At 71.1% G+C, this 21,967-nt stretch carries 21 protein-coding genes and 1 pseudogene; 12 read left to right on the top strand and 10 right to left on the bottom strand.

Translation table 11 applies throughout. From position 1 onward, the window contains the following. Window positions 1-69: 69 nt before the first annotated feature. Both DJ017_RS09295 and DJ017_RS09290 read left to right on the top strand, forming a co-directional pair. The gene (locus tag DJ017_RS09295; RefSeq protein ID WP_111528455.1) at window positions 70-1,128 is read left to right on the top strand and encodes an amidohydrolase family protein; all 1,059 of its coding nucleotides are present in this window, start codon (window positions 70-72) and stop codon (window positions 1,126-1,128) included. Beyond that, window positions 1,128-1,901 carry an FkbM family methyltransferase gene (locus DJ017_RS09290; RefSeq protein ID WP_111528454.1) on the top strand — a complete coding sequence of 258 codons (774 nt, stop codon included), beginning with the start codon at window positions 1,128-1,130 and terminating at the stop codon, window positions 1,899-1,901. The genes DJ017_RS09295 and DJ017_RS09290 overlap by 1 nt, the downstream gene beginning before the upstream one ends. A gap of 7 nt (window positions 1,902-1,908) precedes the next feature. Here the strand turns inward: DJ017_RS09290 and DJ017_RS09285 are convergent, their stop codons facing one another. Together DJ017_RS09285 and DJ017_RS09280 are read right to left on the bottom strand one after the other, a co-directional pair. Continuing rightward, window positions 1,909-2,925 (bottom strand): aromatic ring-hydroxylating oxygenase subunit alpha, encoded by a 1,017-nt coding sequence (locus DJ017_RS09285; RefSeq protein ID WP_111528453.1) that lies wholly within the window; start codon window positions 2,923-2,925, stop codon window positions 1,909-1,911. Between the two features lie 9 nt (window positions 2,926-2,934). Continuing rightward, window positions 2,935-4,236 carry an amino acid permease gene (locus tag DJ017_RS09280; protein WP_111528452.1) on the bottom strand — a complete coding sequence of 434 codons (1,302 nt, stop codon included), beginning with the start codon at window positions 4,234-4,236 and terminating at the stop codon, window positions 2,935-2,937. Between the two features lie 132 nt (window positions 4,237-4,368). Here DJ017_RS09280 and DJ017_RS09275 point away from each other — a divergent pair, with 132 nt between their 5' ends. Further along, window positions 4,369-4,770, top strand: coding sequence for a hypothetical protein (locus tag DJ017_RS09275; protein WP_111528451.1), 402 nt, complete (start codon window positions 4,369-4,371; stop codon window positions 4,768-4,770). Here the strand turns inward: DJ017_RS09275 and DJ017_RS09270 are convergent. Continuing rightward, on the bottom strand, window positions 4,767-5,354 hold the full coding sequence (locus DJ017_RS09270; RefSeq protein ID WP_111528450.1) for an LOG family protein: 588 nt from the start codon (window positions 5,352-5,354) through the stop codon (window positions 4,767-4,769). The two genes, DJ017_RS09275 and DJ017_RS09270, sit on opposite strands and share 4 nt — an antisense overlap. 189 nt (window positions 5,355-5,543) lie before the next feature. Here DJ017_RS09270 and DJ017_RS20795 point away from each other — a divergent pair. Together DJ017_RS20795 and DJ017_RS20790 are read left to right on the top strand one after the other, a co-directional pair. Then, window positions 5,544-5,750: pseudogene (locus tag DJ017_RS20795) on the top strand (cold-shock protein); the annotation flags it as partial. A gap of 129 nt (window positions 5,751-5,879) precedes the next feature. After that, complete coding sequence (locus tag DJ017_RS20790) at window positions 5,880-6,101, top strand: cold-shock protein (RefSeq protein WP_227000213.1); 222 nt, start codon at window positions 5,880-5,882, stop codon at window positions 6,099-6,101. Between the two features lie 138 nt (window positions 6,102-6,239). Here the strand turns inward: DJ017_RS20790 and DJ017_RS09260 are convergent, their stop codons facing one another. After that, complete coding sequence (locus tag DJ017_RS09260) at window positions 6,240-6,935, bottom strand: DUF1345 domain-containing protein (protein ID WP_165830582.1); 696 nt, start codon at window positions 6,933-6,935, stop codon at window positions 6,240-6,242. 143 nt (window positions 6,936-7,078) lie between these two features. On the opposite strand from DJ017_RS09260, the gene DJ017_RS20075 reads away from it, so the two are divergent. Further along, window positions 7,079-7,606, top strand: a complete 528-nt coding sequence (locus DJ017_RS20075) for a hypothetical protein (RefSeq protein WP_133255424.1) — start codon at window positions 7,079-7,081, stop codon at window positions 7,604-7,606. Here the strand turns inward: DJ017_RS20075 and DJ017_RS09250 are convergent. Together DJ017_RS09250 and DJ017_RS09245 are read right to left on the bottom strand one after the other, a co-directional pair. After that, window positions 7,603-8,703 carry a phosphatidylinositol-specific phospholipase C1-like protein gene (locus DJ017_RS09250; RefSeq protein ID WP_111528446.1) on the bottom strand — a complete coding sequence of 367 codons (1,101 nt, stop codon included), beginning with the start codon at window positions 8,701-8,703 and terminating at the stop codon, window positions 7,603-7,605. The genes DJ017_RS20075 and DJ017_RS09250 overlap by 4 nt on opposite strands. A gap of 49 nt (window positions 8,704-8,752) precedes the next feature. Next, complete coding sequence (locus DJ017_RS09245; protein WP_165830581.1) at window positions 8,753-9,223, bottom strand: NUDIX hydrolase; 471 nt, start codon at window positions 9,221-9,223, stop codon at window positions 8,753-8,755. A gap of 132 nt (window positions 9,224-9,355) precedes the next feature. Here DJ017_RS09245 and DJ017_RS09240 point away from each other — a divergent pair, with 132 nt between their 5' ends. The 5 genes from DJ017_RS09240 (at window position 9,356) to dapA (ending at window position 16,096) form a co-directional block, all read left to right on the top strand. Next, window positions 9,356-9,628 carry a hypothetical protein gene (locus DJ017_RS09240; RefSeq protein WP_111528444.1) on the top strand — a complete coding sequence of 91 codons (273 nt, stop codon included), beginning with the start codon at window positions 9,356-9,358 and terminating at the stop codon, window positions 9,626-9,628. Between the two features lie 87 nt (window positions 9,629-9,715). After that, window positions 9,716-11,326, top strand: a complete 1,611-nt coding sequence (locus DJ017_RS09235; RefSeq protein ID WP_111528443.1) for an EAL domain-containing protein — start codon at window positions 9,716-9,718, stop codon at window positions 11,324-11,326. A gap of 178 nt (window positions 11,327-11,504) precedes the next feature. Continuing rightward, window positions 11,505-13,535, top strand: coding sequence for an elongation factor G (locus tag DJ017_RS09230; protein WP_111528442.1), 2,031 nt, complete (start codon window positions 11,505-11,507; stop codon window positions 13,533-13,535). Window positions 13,536-13,672: 137 nt separating this feature from the next. Next, window positions 13,673-15,007, top strand: coding sequence for an MFS transporter (locus DJ017_RS09225; RefSeq protein WP_111528441.1), 1,335 nt, complete (start codon window positions 13,673-13,675; stop codon window positions 15,005-15,007). Between the two features lie 186 nt (window positions 15,008-15,193). Continuing rightward, a complete protein-coding gene (gene dapA, locus DJ017_RS09220; RefSeq protein ID WP_111528440.1) occupies window positions 15,194-16,096 on the top strand; it encodes a 4-hydroxy-tetrahydrodipicolinate synthase in 903 nt (300 codons plus the stop codon). Window positions 16,097-16,100: 4 nt separating this feature from the next. On the opposite strand, the gene DJ017_RS09215 is transcribed toward dapA, so the two are convergent. The 3 genes from DJ017_RS09215 to DJ017_RS09205 are packed head-to-tail and all read right to left on the bottom strand — an operon-like array spanning window position 16,101 to window position 20,195. Beyond that, window positions 16,101-17,579, bottom strand: coding sequence for an efflux transporter outer membrane subunit (locus DJ017_RS09215; protein ID WP_111528439.1), 1,479 nt, complete (start codon window positions 17,577-17,579; stop codon window positions 16,101-16,103). After that, a complete protein-coding gene (locus DJ017_RS09210) occupies window positions 17,563-19,092 on the bottom strand; it encodes a DHA2 family efflux MFS transporter permease subunit (protein WP_111528438.1) in 1,530 nt (509 codons plus the stop codon). Before DJ017_RS09210 ends, DJ017_RS09215 begins: the two co-directional genes overlap by 17 nt. An 11-nt stretch (window positions 19,093-19,103) precedes the next feature. Next, window positions 19,104-20,195 carry an HlyD family secretion protein gene (locus tag DJ017_RS09205; RefSeq protein ID WP_111528437.1) on the bottom strand — a complete coding sequence of 364 codons (1,092 nt, stop codon included), beginning with the start codon at window positions 20,193-20,195 and terminating at the stop codon, window positions 19,104-19,106. Window positions 20,196-20,338: 143 nt separating this feature from the next. Between DJ017_RS09205 and DJ017_RS09200 the strand changes: the two genes are divergently transcribed. Next, the gene (locus tag DJ017_RS09200; RefSeq protein WP_111528436.1) at window positions 20,339-21,289 is read left to right on the top strand and encodes a LysR family transcriptional regulator; all 951 of its coding nucleotides are present in this window, start codon (window positions 20,339-20,341) and stop codon (window positions 21,287-21,289) included. An 18-nt stretch (window positions 21,290-21,307) separates the two neighbouring features. Here DJ017_RS09200 and DJ017_RS09195 read toward each other — a convergent pair whose 3' ends face one another. Then, complete coding sequence (locus DJ017_RS09195) at window positions 21,308-21,955, bottom strand: glutathione S-transferase family protein (RefSeq protein WP_111528435.1); 648 nt, start codon at window positions 21,953-21,955, stop codon at window positions 21,308-21,310. Between the last annotated feature and the right edge of the window lie 12 nt (window positions 21,956-21,967).

Below are 21,967 nucleotides of genomic sequence, written 5' to 3'. Positions count from 1 at the left end.
TGCGCGGCGGACATCGATCTGCCCGCCGAGGCCCGCTAGGCTGGCGCCCGACCAATCAGCGAGGGCGCGATGACCCAGGTTTCCATTCAGGCCGAACCGATCCTCGATCCGGACCTGCCGATCGTCGATCCGCACCACCACCTCTGGGTCCGGCCGGCGCCGGCCGTCGCCGAGGCCCCGCCTCCGTCGCACGCCTTCGAGCGCGTGGTCCGCGGGGTGCCGCGCTACCTGCTGGACGAGCTGATCGCCGACACTCGCGGCGCCGGCCACAACGTGATCGCCACGGTCTTCGTCGAATGCGGCGCCATGTACCGCAGCTACGGCCCCGAGGAGTTCCGCGGCGTCGGCGAGACCGAGTTCGTCAACGGCGTGGCGGCCATGTCGGCCAGCGGACTGTTCGGCCCGATCCGCGCCTGCGCCGGCATCGTCAGTCGCGCCGACCTCACCCTCGGCGATCGGGTCGCGGAGGTGCTGGAGGCCCACATCGCCGCCGGCAACGGCCGCTTCCGCGGCATCCGCAACTCCGCCTCCTTCGACGAAGACGCCAAGGTGCTGGGGCCGCTGGCGCGCTATCCGGCCGGACTCTATCGCGACAGCCGCTTCCGCGAGGGCTTCAGGCATCTCGCGCGCCTGGGTCTTTCGTTCGACGCCTGGCTGCTGGAGCCGCAGCTGCCGGAAGTGATCGATCTCGCCCGGGCCTTCCCCGACACCACCATCGTCCTCGACCACGTGGGCACGCCGCTCGGCATCGCCAGCTACGAGGGCCGGCGCGAGGAGCGCTTCGACATCTGGCGCGACAACATCCGCGCGCTCGCCAAGTCGGAGAACGTGAACGTCAAGCTGGGCGGCCTGGCGATGCCGTTCTGCAACTTCCCCTCCTTCCTTAGCGACCCGCCGGCCTCCTCCGAGCAGCTGGCAGGCGAATGGCGGCCCTACATCGAGACCTGCATCGAGGCCTTCGGGCCGCAGCGCTGCATGTTCGAGAGCAACTTCCCGGTCGACATCGGCAGCTGCGACTACGCCACCCTGTGGAACGCCATGAAGCGGATCGCCGCCGGGGCCTCGGCCGAGGAGAAGACGGCGCTGTTCTCCGGCACGGCGACGCGAGTCTATCGGCTGGAGCTCTGATGAGCGGGGCGGACCAGGACGAGGGGGGCGCGATCCGCGAGCTCACCATTCACCTCGGCGACCGCTCGGTGGTGATGGCCTACCGCGACGGGACCAAGGACCGCTACACGCTCGAGGAGACCTGGACCAAGCACCCCTACCGGCTGAGCCGGCATCCGGTGGCCCGCCGCGAGGCGATCGACGCGACCTACGGCCGGCTGGTCGCGGCCGGCAAGACGCCCCTGATCCTCGATGCGGGGGCCAACATCGGCGCGAGCGCCGTGTTCTTCGCCTGGCGCTACCCCGAGGCGCGCATCGTCGCGGTGGAGCCGGAGCCGGGCAACTTCGCGCTGCTCGAGCGCAACGTGCGACCCTATCCGCAGGTGCGCTGCGTCCAGGCCGCGGTGGCGGCGACGGACGGGGAGGTCCAGCTTTTCGATCCGGGCCGCTCCACCGACGCCTATCGGGCGGTGAGCGCCGACCCGGGCGGCGAGCACGGCGCCGCACTCGGCGCGGTGCGGGCCTGCTCGGTGTCCACCCTGCTCCGCGAGCATGGGGAAGGAGCCGCGCCGCTGCTCGCCAAGATCGACATCGAGGGCGCCGAGACCGAGCTGTTCGCCGGCGACACCGCCTGGGTGGATCTGTTCCCGGCGATCGCCATCGAGCTGCACGACTGGATGCTGCCCGGGAAGGCGAGTTCGGCGGCGTTCCTGAAGTGCGTCGCCGAGCGTGGCCGGGACTTCCTCAACCCGGCCGCCACCGACATCGTGTTTTCCCTCCGCAACCCCGACTGAGTGGGGCTCAGGAGGCCTCGGCCAGCAGCTTGGCGGGGCGCGCTGCGCCGACGCTCTGCGCCACCCGGTCCTGGAACCAGGCGATCGACTGCTCGTGCTTCGGCGACAGCACCCCGCCGGTGTAGATCCCGGCGCAGAGGTTGCGGTGCACTTCCTCGCAGATCTGCTTGTCCTGTCCGGTGACGCGGTCGGAGACCACGAACATGTCCGCCAGCTCCTGGCTGCGGGCGGGATCGAAGAAGTAGAAGTAGTCGAGACGGGTCTCGTCGTGGCCGACGGCGGTCATCCGCTCGACCATGAACCCGTGACGGTACGTGTTGATCGCCAGGTTCGGCCACAGCCAAGCCCAGAAGCCGGCGTTGACCGACCCGTCGCGGGCCGGCGCCGAGTGGAAGATCACCTCCCCCTCGATGTCGATCCGGTAGTCGGCGACGACGATGTCCTGGTCGAACTCGGGGTGCACCATCGGCAGGTGGTATCCCTCGAGGTAGTTCTCGACATAAGTCTTCCAGTTGCACCGGATGTGGTGGGTGCGGCGCTCGACCAGCGGGAAGTCCGGCAGGGCGTGCTTGTCGAGCGGCGCGACGAGGTCCGCCAGCGGGGCGGCGCCCAGGTCGAGGTTGACGAAGACGAGCCCGCGCCAGGTCTCGACCCGGATCGGGAAGAGGCCGTAGTCGCGCGGGTCAAATCCCGGCGCCTTGCCGAAATCGACCGCGTTCCGCAGCCGCCCGTCGAAGGCGTACTTCCAGCCGTGGTAGCGGCAGGTGAACGCCCCCTCGCAATGTCCGGAGCCGTCGGCGACCAGGGCGCCCGCCCGATGGCGGCAGACGTTGTGGAAGCCCGCCAGGGCCCGGCCCTCCTGGCGCACCACGACCACCGGCGCGCCGCCGATGACGTCGGCGAGATAGTTGCCCGCCTGCGGCATCTGGCTCTCGTGGCCGAGGAACTGCCAGGTGCGGCGCAGGATGTTGGTGCGGTCGACGAGCATGGCGGCGTCGCCGAGATAGTGTTCGATGGCCAGCATGGCGCAGTTCTACGACCGCCGGCGGCGCAGCGGAAGATAGAGCGCCGCGCCCGCCACCACCGGGGCGAGGCTCCAGAGCAGATCCTCGCGCGGCGCGGTGACGACCAGCAGCGCGCTGGCGCCCATGCCGGCCAGCGCCAGGATCACCGGCAGCGGACGCGGCGCGAGCCGGATCAGGGACGCGCCGGCCAGGACGTAACAGTAGAGGCTGAGCAGCACGGCGACATTGGCCAGCCGGCCGAACTGGTCGCCGAGCTCCGGCGTCACGGTGGCCGCAGCCACGGCGCTCATCAGCAGCCCCGCCGCGAGCAGGTTGCGCAGGGAACTCCGTTCCCCCGGACGGGTGCGGAAGACCTCGGGAAAGGCGCCCTGGTCGGCGGCCGAGCGGGTGGTCTCGCTGACCACCAGGGTCCAGCCGGTGAGGCAGCCCGCGGCCCGAGCGAGCGCGCAGAGGGCGATGACGGCGGCGCCCCCGAAGCCCATCAGCACCCGGGCGGCGTCGGCGAAGGGGGCGGACGAGCGGGCCAGCTGGATCGCCGGCATCAGTCCCATCAGGGCCGTGCAGGCGGCGATGTAGATCACCGCCGCGAGGAGCACGCCGGCCAGGGTGGCGCGGGCCACATTGCGGGCGGGATCGCGCACCACGCCGGCCACGGCGGCGGCGGATTCCACGCCCAGGAAGGCCCAGAAGGCGACCAGGGCCGAGCCGCGCAGGGCGGCGCCGACGCCCAGGCCCTGCGGGTTCCAGGAGGCCTGGAAGACGTGCGGGTCGAAGGCGAGCCAGCCGAGGGTGGCGGCCAGGACCACCGGCGCCAGACCGACCAGCAGGGTCAGGCCCTCGATCCGCGCCACAAGCCTTGGGCCGACCCAGCAGGCGAGGATCGAGATCCAGATGGCCGCCAGGGTGACGGCGAGCCTTGGCCCTGCAGACGCGAGCGGCGGTGCGAAGAAGGCGGCATAGCCGGCGACGGCCAGGGCGATGGCCACGTTCCCGAACCAGCAGAGGCTCCAGTACATGACGGTGGTCAGCACGCCGGCGAACCGGCCGAGCCCCGCCTGGACGTAGCCGGCCATGCCCCGCGCCTCGGGCGCGGCGGCCCCGAGGCTCGCGAACATGCCGCCGATCGCCAGGGCCGCCGCCGTCGCCGCGCCCCAGCCGAGGATCGAGATCGAGCCCAGCGGCCCGAAGGTGGCGGGCAGCAGATAGACCCCGGAGCCGATCATCGAACCGGCGACCACGGCCGTGGCGCCGAGCACGCCCATGGGCGCATGTCCGGCCGGCTGCTCCGGCGCGTCGATAGCTGTCGTCATGCGGCGTCCCCCAGACTCGCACGCTAGACCAGGCGGCGAGGCGACGGAACGCAGGGTTTAACGACGTTCGTTGGGGGCCGATTCACCGCGACCTGGGATTGTTTCCGCCTCTTGCACCAACCGGGGGCCGTCATGTCCCAGATCTACGCCCAGCTCGACCCCACGGTCCGCTTCGAGACGTCCTACCAGGCCCAGAGGGGCGTCGGCGCGAGCCAGATGGCGGCGGCGGCCCTGGTCGTCATCTGGGGGGTGGCGGCCCTCGCCTTCGCACGGCAGGGGCTCGGCTCGCCGATGCTCCGCCTCAGCGCGGCCGCTACGGCGGTCTCCCTGATCGCCTTTGCCCTGACGCGGCGGACGAGCGCGGTCTGGACCTGCCTGTTGGTGCTCGACCTCGCCGTCCTCACAGGGCTCGCGGCCCTGCCCTCGCTGCCCCGCCATCCGGCGATCGCCCTGGCGCCGGTCTTCGCCCTGCTGACCGCGGTGCGCGGCTTCCGCGCCTCCCTGGCCCTCCAGCGCCTGGCGCGGGCGGACTAGTAGCGCTGCTCGACCTTGGCCACGCCCCACTTGGGCGGCGGCGGGACATAGGCGCGGAACCGCTCGATCACGGCCTCGGTGGTGGGTTCGTAGATCAGCATGTCGCCGTACTGCTGGGCGACGAAGCCCTTGTCGACCATCTGCTGGACGGTCTGGCGCCAGAGGTCCCAGTAGCCGTTCACGTTGGCGAATCCGCACGGCTTGGAGTGGAAGCCCAGCAGGGCCCAGGTCCACTGCTCGATGAACTCCTCGAAGGTGCCGGGCCCCCCGGGGAGCGAGAGGAAGGCGTCGCCGAGCTCGGCCATCTTCCACTTGCGCTCGTGCATCGAGTTGACGACCACCAGCTCGGTCAGGCCGGTGTGGCCGATCTCCTGGTTGACAAGGTCGGCGGGCATCACCCCGACCACCTTGCCGCCCGCCGCGAGGGCCGCGTCGGCCACCTCGCCCATCAGCCCGACACGGCCGCCGCCATAGACGAGGGTCAGTCCCTGCTCGGCGATCGCACGTCCCGCACGCTTTGCTTCCTCGACGAAAGCAGGGTCGTTACCGGGGGAAGAACCGCAATAAACACAGATGCTTTTCACGAATCCGCAGTCCTTCCCCGACGGAATGAGAGCCGACGCTGATAGGCCGATTGCGTTCTTCTGTCACGGCGCGGCTGGCCTGATGCGTCATCCGCGGTTACAACGCATGAACGGCTCGACACGTTGTCGGCCGGGGCGGCGCATACGACGCTACGCGGCGCAGGACTTCTATCTCGGTTAGGCACACGAATGGCGAGCGGCACGGTCAAGTGGTTCAATACCGCTAAGGGCTTTGGTTTTATTCAACCGGACGACGGCGGCGCAGACGTCTTTGTCCACGTCTCGGCGGTCGAACAGGCGGGCCTGCGCGGCCTGAATGAAGGCGACACGGTCGAGTTCGATCTGGAACAGGATCGGCGCAGCGGCAAGCTGGCGGCCGGCAATCTGGTGGTCACCGGCCATGGCCCGGCGCCCTCCGGCGGCGGCGGCTCGCGGCCCCCGCGTTCGGGCGGCTTCGGCGGCGGCGGCGGCGGCTTCGACCGCGGTCCGCGCGGCGGCGGCGGTTTCGACCGGCCCCGCGGCGAAGTGGCGGGTTCGGGCAGCGGCACCGTCAAGTGGTTCAACCCGACCAAGGGCTTCGGCTTCATCCAGCCCGAAGGCGGCGGCCAGGACGTGTTCGTGCACATCTCGGCCGTCGAGCAGGCGGGCCTGCGCGGTCTGAACGAGGGTCAGGCGGTCGCCTACGACCTCGAGCAGGATCGCCGGTCGGGCAAGACCTCGGCCACGAACCTCCGGGTTCAGGACTAGGGCTTTCGAAGGGCGCTTCTCCGAAAGGGAAGCGCCCTTTCTCTTCACGGCTGAACGGACGCCGCGCGCCATGGCCCAGGAGCAGCTGGCTGGGCGCGTGCGGTGAAGGTCGCGGGTTCCGCGGCCTTTTTTTGCGTCTCAGAACAAACCGGCCAGGAGGTTGATCGTCAGGGCCACGATCACCGTGTTGAAGACGAAGGCCACGAGGCTGTGCACAGTGCCGATCCGCCGCATCCCCTTGGAGGTGAAGGCGATGTCGGCGGTCTGGGCCGCGACGCCGACCACGATCGAGAAGTGGATGAAATCCCAGTAATCGGGCGTCTCGCCGCCGGGGAAGGCCAGGCCCTTGGTGTCATGGCCTTCGCAGGCCTCGTTCTCGTCGTAGTACTCGTGGGCGTAGTGCAGGGCGAAGACGAGCTGCACCATCAGCCATGACAGGGCGACCGTGCCCACCACCAGGGTCACGTCGGCGGCCTTGAGCACGCCATGGGCGGTCTTCGCCAGGCCGAGCTCGGCGCCGATCGCCGCGACGCTGGCCGCGGCGGCCACCAGCACCAGGCCCAGGATAAGTCCCCGTCCCTCGTCCTCCCGCTCGGCGCGGGCGCGGATGTCGTCCGGGCTGTGGTCGATCATCGCCCCGGTGACCGAGAGCATGAAGGCCAGGCACATCAAGTCCCAGCCGACCACGAAGTCGGTGACGGCGGGCAGGGCTGGCTGGAACTTGGCGAGCGCCAGTCCCGTCACCGCGCCGATCATCGCCGCGCCGAACAGGCGAGGCCGGCTGGCGAAGATCCGCCAGACGCCGCGCGTCCGATGCGCCTGGGCCTCGGCCATGCCGTGCTCCCCCGAGCCTCGATGAGGACGAACCATCGGCCGAGTCCCGCCCCGCCGCCACCGTCGCCGGCCTGAACTGCTCCCTGAACTTGGGGAGAGCCCGCACGTTCAAGACCCTCCAAGGGCCGCCGAGGAGTGATTTGATGCGCAGGTTCCTGATCCTGGCTGCGACCGCCGCATGGGCGGCCGGGCCCGCCGCCTGGGCGCAGGAGGTCCCCGCGGCGCCCGAGACGCCGACGTCCGCAACCGAGACGACCGAGCCGCCCCTGATTGTCCCGCCTGCGGCGGCCGAGCCGGGCGCGCCCGCCGGTCCCCGGCCGGGCGACCCCGCCCCGCCGCCGGCGCCGGCCGGGACGCAAGCGACGCCAGCCCAGCCTGCGCCCAAGAAGCCAGGGTTGGCGGAGACCGCAGGCTCCACCGTCGGCGGCGTGCTCGCCTCCGCGGCCGGCACAGCGGCCGGCGGACCGCTCGGCGGCGCGGCCGCAGGATTGGTGGGCAACAGGCTCGGCGGCGGACTGGTGCGCAGGCTCAAGAAGATCTTCGGCGGCGGCAAGACGAAGGACGAGGCGCCCGTCCAACAGGCCGCGGCCCCGCCGCCGCCGCCAGCGCCTCCGGCGGCGGCGTCCGACGCCGCCCAGCCGGCCGCGGCGACCGCCGCCGATCCGAACTAGGGCCCGCTAGGCCGCACCGGATCGGGCCGGGCGATGCCGCCACCCGGCAGGTGGACCTCGTAGGTTCCGAAGCGTGGATCGGGCTGCATGTAGTCGGTGGAGACGTACTGCGCGCCGGAGGCGAAGGCCGCCGCGCGGCGGCCGCTGTCGCCCGTCCGCGCCTCGACCGTGTCGGCGTCGGCCCGCGTCCGGACGATCAGCCCGCGCCTCACTGCCCTGGCGATGCGATCGCTAAGCTCGATGGGTTCGTTGAGGGTGATGTAGCCGGCAGCCGGCGAGGCCTCGTCGGTGTTGATGAAACAGACCCGTCCCTCGAGAGACCTTCGGCTTCCACGGTAGAGCGCGACCACCTCCGGCGCTTCGTCGAGGGCGAACATGATCTTGCCGCGGGCGGCCTTGAGCCGCGGCCAGCCGCCGGCCGCCACGGCCTCCCGCAGGCTTGTATGGCGGCCCTGCACCCGGTCGGGTGTGATCAGCTCGGCCTCGGAGAAGACCGAACGGATCTCGGCGTCGATGGCGTCCATGGCCCTGGCGTCGAACGGCAGGAGCGAGACCGCGCCGGGGATCTTCAGCTGGTCTTGCTTGAGGTTGAAGATGATCAGGATCGGCACGTGCCGGGGATGGGCCCTGGACCAGGCGCGCACCTCCCTGAGACAGTCCACCAGCAGCGGACAGACGGAGCGGTAGTCGAGGTCCGGCACGTGCATGACCTTCATGCCCGGCCGTGCGAGCGGCGTCAGGTCGTAAGGCGTGGTGTCCGGCGCCATCCTGCGGCCCAGCGGCGTCAGGTAGCGGCCGCCCTGCGGATCGTAGACGAAGTCCAGTTCGAGCTGGCGCGCACCGGCCTCGAGCTGCTGCGTCAGGGGAATGTGGCCGTAGTCGAGGGTGTCGGCGGCCTTGGGGTTGGCCCGCCGGATGTTGGCCATCTCCTTGGGCGCGGTGGCGATCTTGTAGCTGTTGTGGGTGCCGACCGTCTGGATGCGGTTCATCGGCAAGGCGTCCACGGCGGCGCGCGTGCAGCCCGGCCGGCCGGACGGATGCTCCAGATCGCAGGATGCCGAGACCGCCAGGGCGGCGGCGAACAGTGCGGCGATCATGGCGCCCTCCCGTCTTGTCTGCCCGGATCGTGACCGCGATTTGTGACGCTTACCAGGGGATCCACCGCGGCTCGGCCGGGTCAGCCTGGATCTCGTCGAGAAGGTCCGCCAGGCCCGGCGGGAAGACGTGGTCGGCGGTGGTCTTCAGCTCGGCCGGCGTCCACCAGCGGATCTCGTCGATGAGGTGATGCTCGTCGGGCTGCCAGCCGTGGCGGACGGGATCGCCGCCGGCGCAGCGGGCCAGGATGTAGTGCTCGTCCATCCAGACCGTCTCCGCACCGAGCGGCAGCGCCCCCTCGCGGCGCCAGACCACCGGCCCGAGTTCGAAGTCCTCGAAGCCGGTCTCCTCGCGGATCTCGCGCGCCGCGGTCTCCAGCACGCTCTCGCCCGGGTCCGCGCCGCCGCCGACCGTGAACCAGGCGCCGGGCGCCGCCGGGTCGCTGGCCAGCCGGCCCTTCATCAGAAGCAGCCGCCCCTGCGGATCGAACAGCAGGACGCGGGCGGTCAGACGGCGGCGCACGGCGACTTCACGATGACTCCCACCACGACTCCCCAGGGGTCATTTTTACCGCCCAGGGGGCCTCCGATATGGAAAGCCTTAAGGACTGAGCGGCATGGTTGCACGAATTGTAAGCGTAACCGAGGGTCGGCCATGCCCGACGAAATCCGTACCAGCAAGCACGACCTGATCGCCCGCGTGGCGACGCTCGAGCTGCTCGTCGCCGACCTGATCGACCTGCTCTGGCGGATCGATCCGTCGGCCATGGACCGGCTGGCCAAGGAAGCCGACAACGACCTCACCATACAGAACAGCCGCATCGCCCTGCCCGCGGGCGAGCATCAGCGGATGCGCCTGTTCAGCGTCCTGCAGGACCGCCGGCGAAAGCTTCAGCACCGCCGCGGAAAGCAGGGCGAAGCCGCCTGACGCCCTTGGGGGCGCCGCTCAACTGCGGGTTAAGCTTCTACATTTTAAACTTAACCTCGGCGAGAAACTGGAACGGGGGGCAACCTGGTGAACATCGGGTCCCATCGGCTGCTGGGGTTCGCGTTTGCCAACGCCGACCTGCTGCTCGAAATCGCCCCTGACGGGGGGATCGCCTTCGCCGTGGGCGCCGCCGAGGCCCTGTCCGGCGCCTCGGACGCCGACCTGGTGGGCCGCGGCTGGCGCGACTTCGTCGAGGCCGGCGACCGGCCGATGATCGAGGCCCTGTTCGATGGCCTGGAGGCCGGTCAGCGCGGCGGTCCGGTGATCGTGCGCCTGGCCAGCGACGACGGGGTTCCGCGCGCCGCCGCCTTCTCCGCCTTCCGCCTGCCGCAGAACAAGGGCGCGATCTCCTGCGCCCTGGCCCGCGCGGCGCCCGAGGCGGCGCCTCCCGCCGGCGCCCTGCACGACCGCGAGACCTTCGAGCAGCTGGCCAGCACCCTCCTCAACACCGCCCGTTCCACCGGGGCCGAGCTGGAGCTGGCCATGGTCGAGCTGGCCGGCATCGGCGCGGCCCGCGACAAGGCCGCCCCCGACAAGCGCAAGGACCTCGAGACGCGGCTCTCCGGCGTGCTGCGCGCCCAAGCGCACGGCGGCCAGGCCGCCACCGAGCTCGGCGACGACCGCTTCGCCCTGGTCCGCAGCCGCGGCGAGGCGGCCGAGGCCCTGGTCCGCCGCATGGCGAAGCTGCTCGACGCCGGCCTCGAAGAGAAGATCACCGCCGCGGCCAACGTCATTCCGATGAAGGGCGAGGCGGACTCCAAGCGGGCCATGCGGGCGCTGCGCTATTCCCTGGACTCCTTCCTGCGCGAGGGCCTGGCCGGCGAGGCGGCCGAGAACCTCTCGGAGGTGCTGAGCCGGGCCGTGCACCGCACGATCGGCGAGGTGGGCGCCCTCGGCGAGGCGATCCGCGAGCGCAACTTCCGCCTGGCGTTCCAGCCGGTCGTGTCGCTGAAGGACGGTGGGCTGCACCACTACGAGGCCCTGGTCCGCTTCGGCGAGGACGAGAGCCCCTTCCCGCACATCCGCATGGCCGAGGAGATGGACCTCATCGAGCCGCTGGACCTGGCGGTCCTCGAACAGGCGGTCACCACCATGGCCCGCGACCCGGCGCTCAGCCTCGCGGTCAACGTCTCCGGGCGCACGATCATGAGCCCGGCCTATGTGAAGGCCGCCTGCCGCCTGATCGGCGCCCACGCCGACGTCCGCGGCCGCCTGCTCTTCGAACTGACCGAGAGCGCGGCGATCGAGGACCTGCGCACGGCCGACCGCCATCTCCAGGCGCTGCGGGGCGAGGGCTGCCACATCTGTCTCGACGATTTCGGCGCCGGCGCGGCGTCCCTGGCCTATCTGCAGCAGCTCGGCCTCGACGTGGTGAAGATCGACGGCCGCTACATCCGCGACCTGCAGCGCGGCGGGCGCGAGGCCACCTTCGTCAAGCACCTGGTCAAGATGTGCGGCGAACTCGGCATCCGCACCCTCGCCGAAATGGTCGAGACCCAGGAGACCGAGGCGGCCGTCCGCGCGGCCGGCGTCGACCTCGCCCAGGGCTTCCGATACGGCGCCGCCTCCGAGATCCCCGCGCCGCCGATCAAGGCCAAGCCCGGCCGCAACCAGGTTCGCCCGGCCCTCAGGGCCTAGGCCGCCAATCGCGAAGTCGTGAAACCCGGCCCGCCGATCCGGGCATAGGGTTCATCCATCTGGGCGGTTGCGCGCAGAGTTGGTTGGTCACGCGACCGCTCTTCATCGCGCCATGGATGCGTTCGATCCCGAGACCTTCGGGGGCGTCTGTGGCGCCTGAGGTGATGGGAGAACGACCATGCCTATCCAATCTGCGGGGTCCGTCCGGGCGCTTGCGCTGGCGGGCCCCACGAGCTCCGGAAAAACCACCCTCATGGAGGCCCTGCTGCAGGTCACGGGTGCGGTGGCGCGCACCGGCGGCGAGATGGTCGGCGACGCCAGCCCCGAGGCCCGCGCCCGCGGTCACTCCGTCGAGCTGAACCTGGCGGGTTTCGACTTCATGGGCGACCACTACCAGGTCGTCGACTGCCCCGGATCGCTGGAGTTCTGCGCCGACGTCGACCGCGCCATGCCGGCCGTCGACCTCGCCGTGGTCGTGGCCGAGCCCGACCCCGCCAAGGCCGCGCTCTTGCAGCCGACGCTGCGCGAGCTGGAGCGGCTGAACATTCCCCGCGCGCTGTTCATCAACAAGATGGACCAGGCGAGAGGCTCTCTTCAGGGGCTGCTGGAGGCGCTGGGCGCGGTGAGCGCCGCGCCGCTCGTCGCCCGCCAGATCCCCACCTTCGACGGCGAGAAGGCCACCGGCTTCATCGACCTCGCGCTCGAGCGCTGCTTCGTCTATCGGCCCGGCGAGCCCTCGCAGCAGATCGACATCCCCGAGGACCTGGCGAGCCAGGAGGCCGAGGCGCGGTTCCACATGATGGAGCAGATCGCCGACTTCGACGACGAACTGCTGGAGCAGCTGCTCTCCGACGTGACGCCGAGCCGCGACGCGGTGTTCGCCGACCTGGTGAAGGAGATGAACGAGGGGCTGATCGTGCCGGTGTTCTTCGGCTCGGCGGCCAACGGTTTCGGCGTCCGCCGTCTGCTCAAGGCCCTGCGCCACGAGACGCCGCCGCCGGCCCGCGCGGCCGAGCGGCTCGGGCTGGAGGGCCCTGGCGCCTATGTGCTGAAGACCGCCTACGCCGGCCAGTCCGGCAAGCTGACCTACGCCCGGGTGTTCGGCCAGGCCCTGGCCGACGGCGCCGAGCTGACGCTGCCCGGCGGCGACAGGGCGCGGGCCGCCGGCCTGTTCGCGGTCCAAGGCGGGGCCTCCCGCAAGATCGCCAGCGCGCCTGAGGGCGACATCTGCGCCATCGGCAAGGTGGAGCAGGCCCACGCCGGCGAGATCCTGTCGCTGACCGGCAAGCCGCAGAGCGGGCGCGCCGCGGCACACGCGCGGCGACCGCTTTTCGCCGTGGCGCTCTCGGCCAAGAACCACAAGGACGACGTGCGGCTCTCCTCCGCCCTCGGCAAGCTCGTCGAGGAAGACCCCGGCCTGCTGCTGACCCACGATGCCGAAAACAAGCAGGTGCTGCTGGCCGGCCAGGGCGAGGGCCACGTCCGCCTGGCCCTCGAGCGCCTGAGACGTCGGTTCGGCGTCGAGATCGACACCGAGCAGCCGCGGACCGCCTACCGCGAAACGATCCAGCGAGGCGTCACCCAGCGCTCGCGGCACAAGAAGCAGTCCGGCGGCCACGGCCAGTTCGCCGACGTGACCATCGAGGTGAAGCCCCTGCCCCGCGGCTCCGGCTTCCAGTTCACCTCGCGCGTGGTCGGCGGGGCGGTGCCCCGGCAGTGGATCCCGGCGGTGGAGGACGGCGTGCGCGACGGACTTGCGAAGGGGCCGCTCGGCTTTCCGGTCACCGATCTCGAGGTGACGCTGACCGACGGCCAGACCCACTCGGTCGACAGCTCGGAAATGGCCTTCCGCACGGTCGGTCGCCTGGCCATCGAGGAGGCGCTGGCGGCGGCGGGCACAATCCTTCTGGAGCCTATCGAGAAGCTGGTGGTCTATTCGCCGAGCCCAGCGGCTTCCAATGTCACCTCGGCCCTGACCGCCCGGCGCGGCCAGATCCTCGGCCTGGGACCGCGTGAGGACTGGCGCGGCTGGGAGCGGATCGAGGCCTTCCTGCCGCAGAGCGAACGTCAGGACCTGATCGCCGAGATCCGCGGCCTGACCCAGGGCCTGGGCGCCTTCGAGGCGGACTTCGACCACATGGCCGAGCTGCACGGGCGATTGGCCGAGCTGGCCGCCCAGGCCAGCAAGGCGCCGGCGCCCGCCCACTAGTCTGAACCCGGACCCCTCCCTGCGTCGCGTGGGGAGGGGCCAGTCCGCCAGGCCCTTTCCCCGACGCGCCGGCGAAGCTACCGTCCGTTCAAATTCGTGCGGGCGCGAACCTGCCGACCGTTCGGGGAGAGACCAGGATGACCGCGGCCGCTGCAGCGCCGAAGACCAGCATCGCGCGCGTCGCCATGACCTCGCTCGCGGCCTCCAGCATCGAATGGTACGACTTCTTCATCTACGGGACCGCCGCGGCCCTCGTCTTCCCCAAGCTGTTCTTCGCAGCCTCCCTGCCCCCGTTCGTCGCCCAGCTCGCCGCCTTCTCCACCTTCGCGGTGGGTTTCATCGCCCGGCCGGTCGGCGGGGTGCTGTTCGGCCACTTCGGCGACCTCGTCGGCCGCAAGAAGGCGCTGGTCACCGCCCTGATGCTGATGGGCCTCGCCACCACGGCGGTGGGCCTGCTGCCCTCCTACGCCACGGCAGGCTGGATATCGCCCATGCTGCTCATCCTGCTGCGCTTCGCCCAGGGCCTGGCGGTCGGCGGCCAGTGGGGCGGGGCGGTGCTGATCGCGACCGAGAACGCGCCGCCCGGCAAGCGCGGCTTCTATGGCTCCTTCGCCCAGATGGGCGTGCCGGCCGGCGTCGCCACCGCCAACCTGATCTTCCTCCTGATGACCGCCAACCTGGCCCCCGAAGCGTTCCAGGCCTGGGGCTGGCGCATTCCCTTCCTGCTGTCGGTGCTGCTGGTCGGGCTCGGGCTCTACGTCCACCTGATGCTGGAAGACACCGCCGAGTTCAGGGCGCTGGAGCAGGCCGAGGACAAGGCCGAGCGGCGCCGCTCGCCGATCCTGCAGGCCCTGGTGAAGCACCCGAAGGAGATCCTGCTCGGCGCCGGCGCCTTCGTGGCCGCCAACGGCACCTTCTACGTGATGATCACCTATGCGGTGGCCTACGCCACGACGACCCTGCATGTCCCGCGCACGAGCGTGCTCTGGGCGGTAATGCTGGGGAGCCTGATCTCCGCGCCCTTCCTGCCGCTGATGGCGGCGCTCTCCGACCGCATGGGCCGGCGCGGGGTGTTCATGGCCGGCGCCCTGCTCTGCGGCGCCTGGTCCGTGCCGTTCTTCCTGCTGCTGAACAGCGGCGCCTTCCCGCTGATCCTGGTCGCCATGGCGGTCGGCCTGACGCTGAACAACTTCATGTACGGCCCGCAGGCCGCCTTGATGACCGAGCTGTTCTCCACCGAGCTGCGCTATTCCGGAGCCTCGCTCGGCTACCAGCTCGGCGCGATCTTCGGCGGCGCCTTCGCCCCGATCATCTCCACCGCGCTTTACGAGCACTACCGTTCGGCCATGGCGATCTCCGCCTACTGGGCCGTGCTCTGCGGCGTCGCCTTCCTCTCGGTCTTCCTGCTCTCGGAGACGAACCGACGGGCCGGCGCCGGCGCCAAGGCGGCTGCGAAGACCGCCCAGGCTTGACCGCGCGCCCGCCGATGGGCGATGTGGCCGCATGAGCGCCGCCGTGGCCAACACCGCCAAAAAACCGTCCCGTCTTCCGGGGCACGGCTGGTCTGTGCGCGCCCTCTAGCGCGCCACACCCGTTCAGGACCCCGCCGGCGCGACGGGGTCGAGGCGCTCCGTCTCCGGACCCCAACAGGAGACGACATGACAAGCCCCCTCCCCCGCTACGCCGGCGTCTGGCTGCCGCTGGTGACGCCGTTCAAGGACGGCGACCTCGACGAGACCTCGCTGCGCCGGCTGGTCCGGTCCTTCGCGCCGCGGGTCGACGGCCTCGTCCTCTGCGCCACCACCGGCGAGGCGCCGGCGCTCTCGGCCGAGGAGACCCAGCGGGTGGTCGAGACCGCCAGGGACGAGCTGGCGGCGGTCGGCGCGGCGAGCCGCATCCTCGTCGGCCTGGCCGGCGCCTCGACGGCCGGCGTCGTGCGGGCGCTGAAGGCCGCCGAGCGCTGGGGCGGCGACGGCTTCCTGGCCACCTGCCCCTACTACGTTCGCCCCGCGCAGGAGGGGCTGAGGCTGCACTTCGAGGCGATCGCCGAGACGAGCCCTGCCGACATTCTGATCTACAACATTCCCTATCGGACCGGCGTGAACCTTGCGAACGACACCCTGCTGCGCATCGCCGAGCGGACCAACGTGGTGGGCCTGAAGGACTGCTGCGCCGATCGCGAACAGTCGCGGGACATCATCCGCAGAAAGCCGGCCGGGTTCGCCGTGCTGATGGGCGACGACGCCGGCTTCGCCGCGGCGCTGGAAGACGGCGCGGACGGCGGCGTCACCGCTTCGGCTCACATCGACCCGGAGGGATTTCGAGCGGTCCACGCGCATGCTCGGGCCGGGCGCACAGGCGAGGCGGCGGCGGCCTGGGCCGCGATCGCCGCGATCCCGGATCTGCTGTTCGCGGAACCCAGCCCCGCCGCGCTCAAGCATTGCCTGTGGCGCACCGGCCTGATCGACAGCCCGGAGCTGCGACTGCCGATGACGCCTGTCAGCGAGAGCCTCGCCGCGCGCCTGGACGCGGCGATCGCCCGCGGCTGGACCCCGACCTGACGCCCTAGCGCGCGGCGGTCTGGGTGCTGCGCCAGTCCGCGGCGGTGGCGGTATAGAGCTGGACGAGGTCGGCCAGGCGCTGGCCCTCGGCCTGAGCGCTGGCGCGGCGCGCGCGGCTCAAGGTCCGCTGGGCGTCGATCACCTGCATCAGGGTCCCGCCGCCCAGGCGATAGGCGGTCTGGGCGTCTCGGGCGCTGGCGGCCGAGGAGGTCTCGGCGCGCTTGAGGGCCGCGATCTGCTGCTGGTCGGCGGCCAGGGCGGCCAGCACGTCGGAGACCTGGACGAAGGCGCGGATCACCGTCGCCTGGTAGCGGGCGAGCGCGGCCCGGGCTTCGGCCTCGGCCCCCTTGCGCTGCGCCTTCAGCGTGCCGCCGTGGAAGATCGGCGCGGTGACGCCCGACAGGAGCTGCCAGCCCGAGGCCTTGTAGTTGAACAGGTTCTCCGGCTTCAGCGAGCTCTGGGTGAGGTTCGCCGAGAGGCGCACGTCCGGATACTGGTTGGCGACGGCGACGCCGATGTCGGCGGTCGCGGCGTGAAGCTGGGCCTCGGCGGCCAGGATGTCCGGCCGCTTGCGGACCAGCTCCGAGGGCAGGCTGACCGGCACGTCGGCCGGGGCCGTGAAGCGGGCGATGTCGAAGTCGGGCGCGGCCCACTCGGCCGGCGACTTGCCGACCAGCAGCGCGAGCTGGTGGCGCGCGGAGTCGAGGTCGCGCTGCAGCGGCGGCAGCAGCGCCTCGTCCTCGGCGAGCTGGGCCTCGCCGCCGGAGGTCGCCGAGGGCGCCTCGGCGCCGGCCTTCTGGGCGGCGCGGATCATGTCGAGCACCCGGCGGTCCTCCGCGATCACCTGCTGGGCGGCGGCGATCTGCGAGCGCAGGGACGCGACGCGCACGGCCTGGATGGCGACGTTGCCCGAGAGGGTCAGATAGGCGGCGTCGGCCTGCCGGGCGGCCGCATCGGCGCGCGCGCCGGCGGCCTCCGAGGCGCGGCGGCGGCCGCCGAAGAGGTCAAGGTCGTAGCCCACCGCGCCGCCTACCGAATAGAGATTGATGGTCGGGTTGGAGAGGCTCATCCCCGGGAAGCCGGAGAAGCCGAAGGCCTGCAGGTTGATGTGCTCGCGCTGGGCGGAGCCGTTCAGGTCCACCTGCGGCAGCTGGGCGCCGCGAACGGCGGCGGCCTGCTGCTGGGCGCGCTGCAGAGTGGCGTCGGCCTCGGCGAGCGTCGGGCTGCCGGCCAAGGCCTCGGCCATGACCTGATCGAGCTCGGGCGAGCCGAAGGCCTGCCACCACGGGCCGGCGGCGCGGGCATCGGGGCTGAGGCGCACGCCGGGCGCGGCCGCATCGCCCTTCATGGCGTATCCGGAGGCGGCCGGGCCCTTCGGGCCTTCGGGCGCCTTGAAGTTCGGCCCCACGGCGGCGCAGGCGCTGAGCGCCAGGGCCGAAGCGGAGACGGCGAGGAAGCGGAGCGGGCTATTCGACAGCGACATGGGCAGGTTCTCCGCCGGCCTGGCGCTTCGGCGCTCGCATCAGGAGCAGCATCGGCATGCAGGCCAGCGTCACGAGGAACATCAGGCGGAAGGCGTCAACATAGGCGACCATCGAGGCCTGGCGGGTGATCTCGTTGTTGAGGGTCACGGCGCCGGCCACGGTGGACGGGTTCATCATCGCCGGCAGGCCCGCGCGGACGGTCGGGTTGGCCGGGTCGAGGTGGGCGGTGAGAGACGAGTGCACGACCTGGGTGTTCGAGACCACCAGGGCCTGCATGATCGAGATGCCGATCGCCGAGCCCATGTTGCGGACGAGGGTGTAGAGCGACGACCCCTCGGGCCGCAGCACCGGCGGGATGGTGGCGAAGGCGAGGGTCGACAGCGGCACGAACAGGAAGCCGATCCCGAAGCCCTGGATGATGCCCGAGATGATCACGACACGCGCGCTCATCGACAGGTCGAAGTGCATCATCTGGTAGAGGGCGACCGCGTTCAGCGACAGGCCGAACAGCAGGATCGCGCGGGTGTCGACCCGGCCGATCAGCCGGCCGACGAAGAACATGGCCAGGAACGAGCCGACGCCGCGCGGCATGGTGACCAGGCCCGAGGTCAGCACCGGATAGCCCATCAGCACCTGCAGCATCGGCGGCAGCAGGGCCATGGTCGAGAACAGCAGCACCCCGACGAAGAAGCCGAAGATCGAGGCGGTGACGAAGTTGCGGTCGCGCGCGAGGGCCCGGTCGAAGAACGGATGGGTGGCCGTCAGGGTGTGGGAGACGAAGACCCACAGGGCGATGGCCGCCAGGATGGCGTAGGTCGTGATCTCGGCGGACGAGAACCAGTCCTGGCTCGGCCCGCGGTCGAGCATCAGCTGCACGGAGCCGACGAACAGGGTCAGCATGCCGAAGCCCAGGAAATCGAAGGGCTTGGCGCGCGCCTGGCGGTCGCCGGAGATGAACAGCCACACGCCCGCAAGCGCCAGGATGCCGACCGGCAGGTTGATGTAGAAGCACCACCGCCAGGAGAAGTTGTCGGTGAGGTAGCCGCCGAGCGCCGGCCCGAGGATCGGCCCGAGCAGGGCGCCGGCGCCCCAGATGGCCATGGCCTGGCCGTGCTGCTCACGCGGATAGATGTCGAGCAGCACCGCCTGGGAGAGCGGGATCAGGGCCGCGCCCGCCACCCCCTGCAGCAGGCGGAAGATGACGATCTCCGGAAGGGTCGTGGCGATGCCGCACAGCATCGAGGCCGCAGTGAAGCCGGCGATCGAGATCAGGAACAGCTTCTTGCGGCCGAGCCGGTCGGCCAGCCAGCCCGACAGCGGCGTCATGATCGCGGCCGAGACGATGTAGGAGGTCAGGACCCAGGTGATCTGGTCCGAGCTCGCCGAGACGCTGCCCTGGATGTGCGGCAGGGCGACGTTGGCGATGGTGGTGTCGAGCGAGTTCATCACCGTCGCCAGCATGATGGAGACGGTGATCGGCCAGCGGTTGGCCGTGTCCTGAGCCGCAGCCATGGCGGACGGCCTCAGCCGGCCCGGCCGGCGGCTCGGACGTCGACCTTCACCTTGGCGGAGAGACCCGCGCGCGCGGCCATGCCGGGCGGCGGCGAGTTGAAGTCGATCCGCACCGGCAGGCGCTGGACCACCTTCACCCAGTTGCCCGTCGCGTTCTGGGCGGGCAGCGGCGAGAAGGCCTGGCCGGTGCCGGGCGCGAAGCTCGCCACGTGACCCTTGAGATGGGCGTCGGGATAGGCGTCCACGTGCAGTTCGACCGGCTGGCCGACCTTCATGTGGGCGAGCTGGTCTTCCTTGAAGTTGGCCTCCACCCAGGGCTGGCCGGAGAGCAGCCAGAAGGCGGTCTGCGACGGGTTCAGATAGCTGCCGACGGGCAGCTGCTCGACGCGGGTGACGATGCCGTCGGAGGGCGCCACGACCTCGGTGTAGGAGACGTTCAGCCGGGCCCGCTGGAGGTTGGCCTGCGCCTGCAGCACCGCCGGGTGCGCGCCCTCGGAGATGTTCGGGTCGCCACCGAGCGTGGCGAGCGCCTGGGCAGCCTGCTGCTGGGCGGCGGCGAGCTGGTCGCGGGCCTGCTGGGCGGCGTGCACCGCCTGGTCCACCTGCTGCTGGGACGCCACGCCGGCGGCGGCGAGCTGGCGCTGGCGGGTGGCTTCGCGGGCCGCGTAGCTGACCGCTTCCTGGGCCACGCGCACATTGGCCTGCTGCTGCTCGTAGGCGGCGCGCTGCGCCTTCAGCTGCAGCTGGGCGCTGGCGAGCTGGGCGGCGGCGGCGGCGGCGTTGGCCTGGAAGTCGCGGGCGTCGAGGCGGAAGAGGACCTGGCCCTTGCGGACAAACTGGTTCTCCTTGACGTAGATGTCGGTCACCCGCCCGCCGATCGAGGCGGCCACCGGCACCTTGGCGATCTGGACATAGGCGTCGTCGGTGGACTGGAAGCGCCCGCCGGTGACGATGAAATAGGCGACGACGGCGAGGATCAGGATCGGCCCGCCGACCATCAGCGGCCAGCGCCAGCGGCGCAGGAAACTGTCGCGGCCGGCGTTGGGATCGACTTCGGCGTTGCCTTGGGCGGGAATGGCCTCGGCATCGCTCACGTCACGCATGGAAATCCCCAACTCACAAATGCAGCAAAGCAGGATCGGGCGCCCGCGATCCTTGCGGCGCCGTTCTCCCGTCGGTTTTCAGATAGTGCGCGTCCCTTGATGATCAAAATGATATGTCGTCACGGTATGAATGAAGGCTTTGCATGCCGACGCCTGACCTGAACCTGCTCCGCGTGTTCGACGTCCTCCTGGAGGAGCGCAATGTCACCCGGGCGGGGGCGCGGCTGGGTCTGACCCAGTCCGCGGTGAGCCATGCCTTGAACCGCCTCAGATATTCGCTCAGCGACGAGCTGTTCGTCCGAGGTCCCTCGGGCATGCAGCCGACGCCGCGCGCCCTGGAGATGGGGCCTCAGGTCCATGCGGCGCTCAACCAGCTGCAGGCCGCCCTCGCCTTCCCCGACTTCGACCCCGCCACCAGCGAGCGGCGGTTCACGATCATGGCCGGCCCCTACGCCTCGGGCGTGCTGGCGCCGCCGGTGGTCAGCCGCCTCTCGCAGGACGCCCCTCTGGCCGAGCTCGCCATCATCGGCCAATCGCCGGACGTGCTGGAGCAGCTCGACGCCCGTCGCGTAGACTTCGCCGTCGCGGGCATCGTGACCGCGCCCGAGCGCTTCTCCCGCGAGCCGATCCTGGTGGAGACCCTGGCCTGGGTGGTTCGCCCCGGCCATCCGCTCACCGAGGGTGAGGTCGATCTGGAACGGTTGGTGTCGGTGCCGCACGCGGTGATCTCCCCCGCGCCGGCCGGCCCCGGCGACGAGCGGTCCCAGCGCCGGGGCTTCGTCACCCAGGCGAGCTGGGAGGACGCCGGTGCGTTCGAGACCGCCCTGGCCCAGAGCGGCCTCGTGCGGCGGGTCGGCGTGCGGGTCCCCGACACCTATTCCGCCCTCGCCGTGGCGAGCCGCACGGACATGCCGGCCCTGATCCCGCGCCGCCTCGCCCTGCTGTCCGTGCAGAGCGGGCGGCTGGTGCTGATCGAGCCGCCCTATCCCTCGCCCGCCGTCGAGGTGACGCTCACCTATCTGAAGGAGCGCCTGAGCGAGCCGGCCATCGCCTGGATGCGCGACCTGATCCGCAGCGTGGCGGCGGCGCTCTGAGGCCTCGGCCGTCGAAGCCTACGCCGGCTGCGGCTGCTGGGCCTGGGCCGCGGCGATGAGAGCGTCGTCGATCTCGCGCGCCCGCACGGCGGCGGGCCGCGCCTGCAGGCGGGCGGCATAGGCCTCGAAGACCGGCCGCCGCTCGAGCACGCCCCATTGCAGGTAGAAGCCGATCGCCGAACCGAAATAGACGTCGGCCGTGCTGAAGGTGTCGCCGAGGATGTAGTCGCCGGCCTTGAGCGCCTGCTCGGCGCCGTTGATGGCGTCCTCGAAACAGCCGTAGCCGACCATCGCCTTCCGCTCGGCCGGGACTTCGACCCCGAGGTTCTTGTTCGTGATCGCCGCCTCGAGCGGGCCGGCGGCGAAGAACATCCAGCGGAAGTAGGGGCCGCGTCGCTTGTCGCCGAGCGGCGGCGCGAGGCCGGCCTCCGGGAAGGCGTCGGCGAGATAGGCGCAGATCGCCCCGGCCTCGGTCACCACCGTGTCGCCGTGCTTGATCGCCGGCACCTTGCCCATCGGGTTCACCGCCAGATAGGCCGGCGCCTTCATGCTGTCGGCGTACTGCAGGATCTCGGTGCGGTAGGGCCGGCCGATCTCCTCCAGCATCCACCGGACGATGCGGCCGCGCGACTGGGGGTTGGTGTAGAAGACGAGATCGTCGGACATGGGGTGACCTCT

Origin of the sequence: Phenylobacterium soli, assembly GCF_003254475.1 — a bacterium.
Lineage (GTDB): Bacteria > Pseudomonadota > Alphaproteobacteria > Caulobacterales > Caulobacteraceae > Phenylobacterium > Phenylobacterium soli.
The sequence above is the reverse complement of the archived record's forward strand: the minus strand, read 5'-3'. Positions and strand labels throughout refer to the sequence as shown.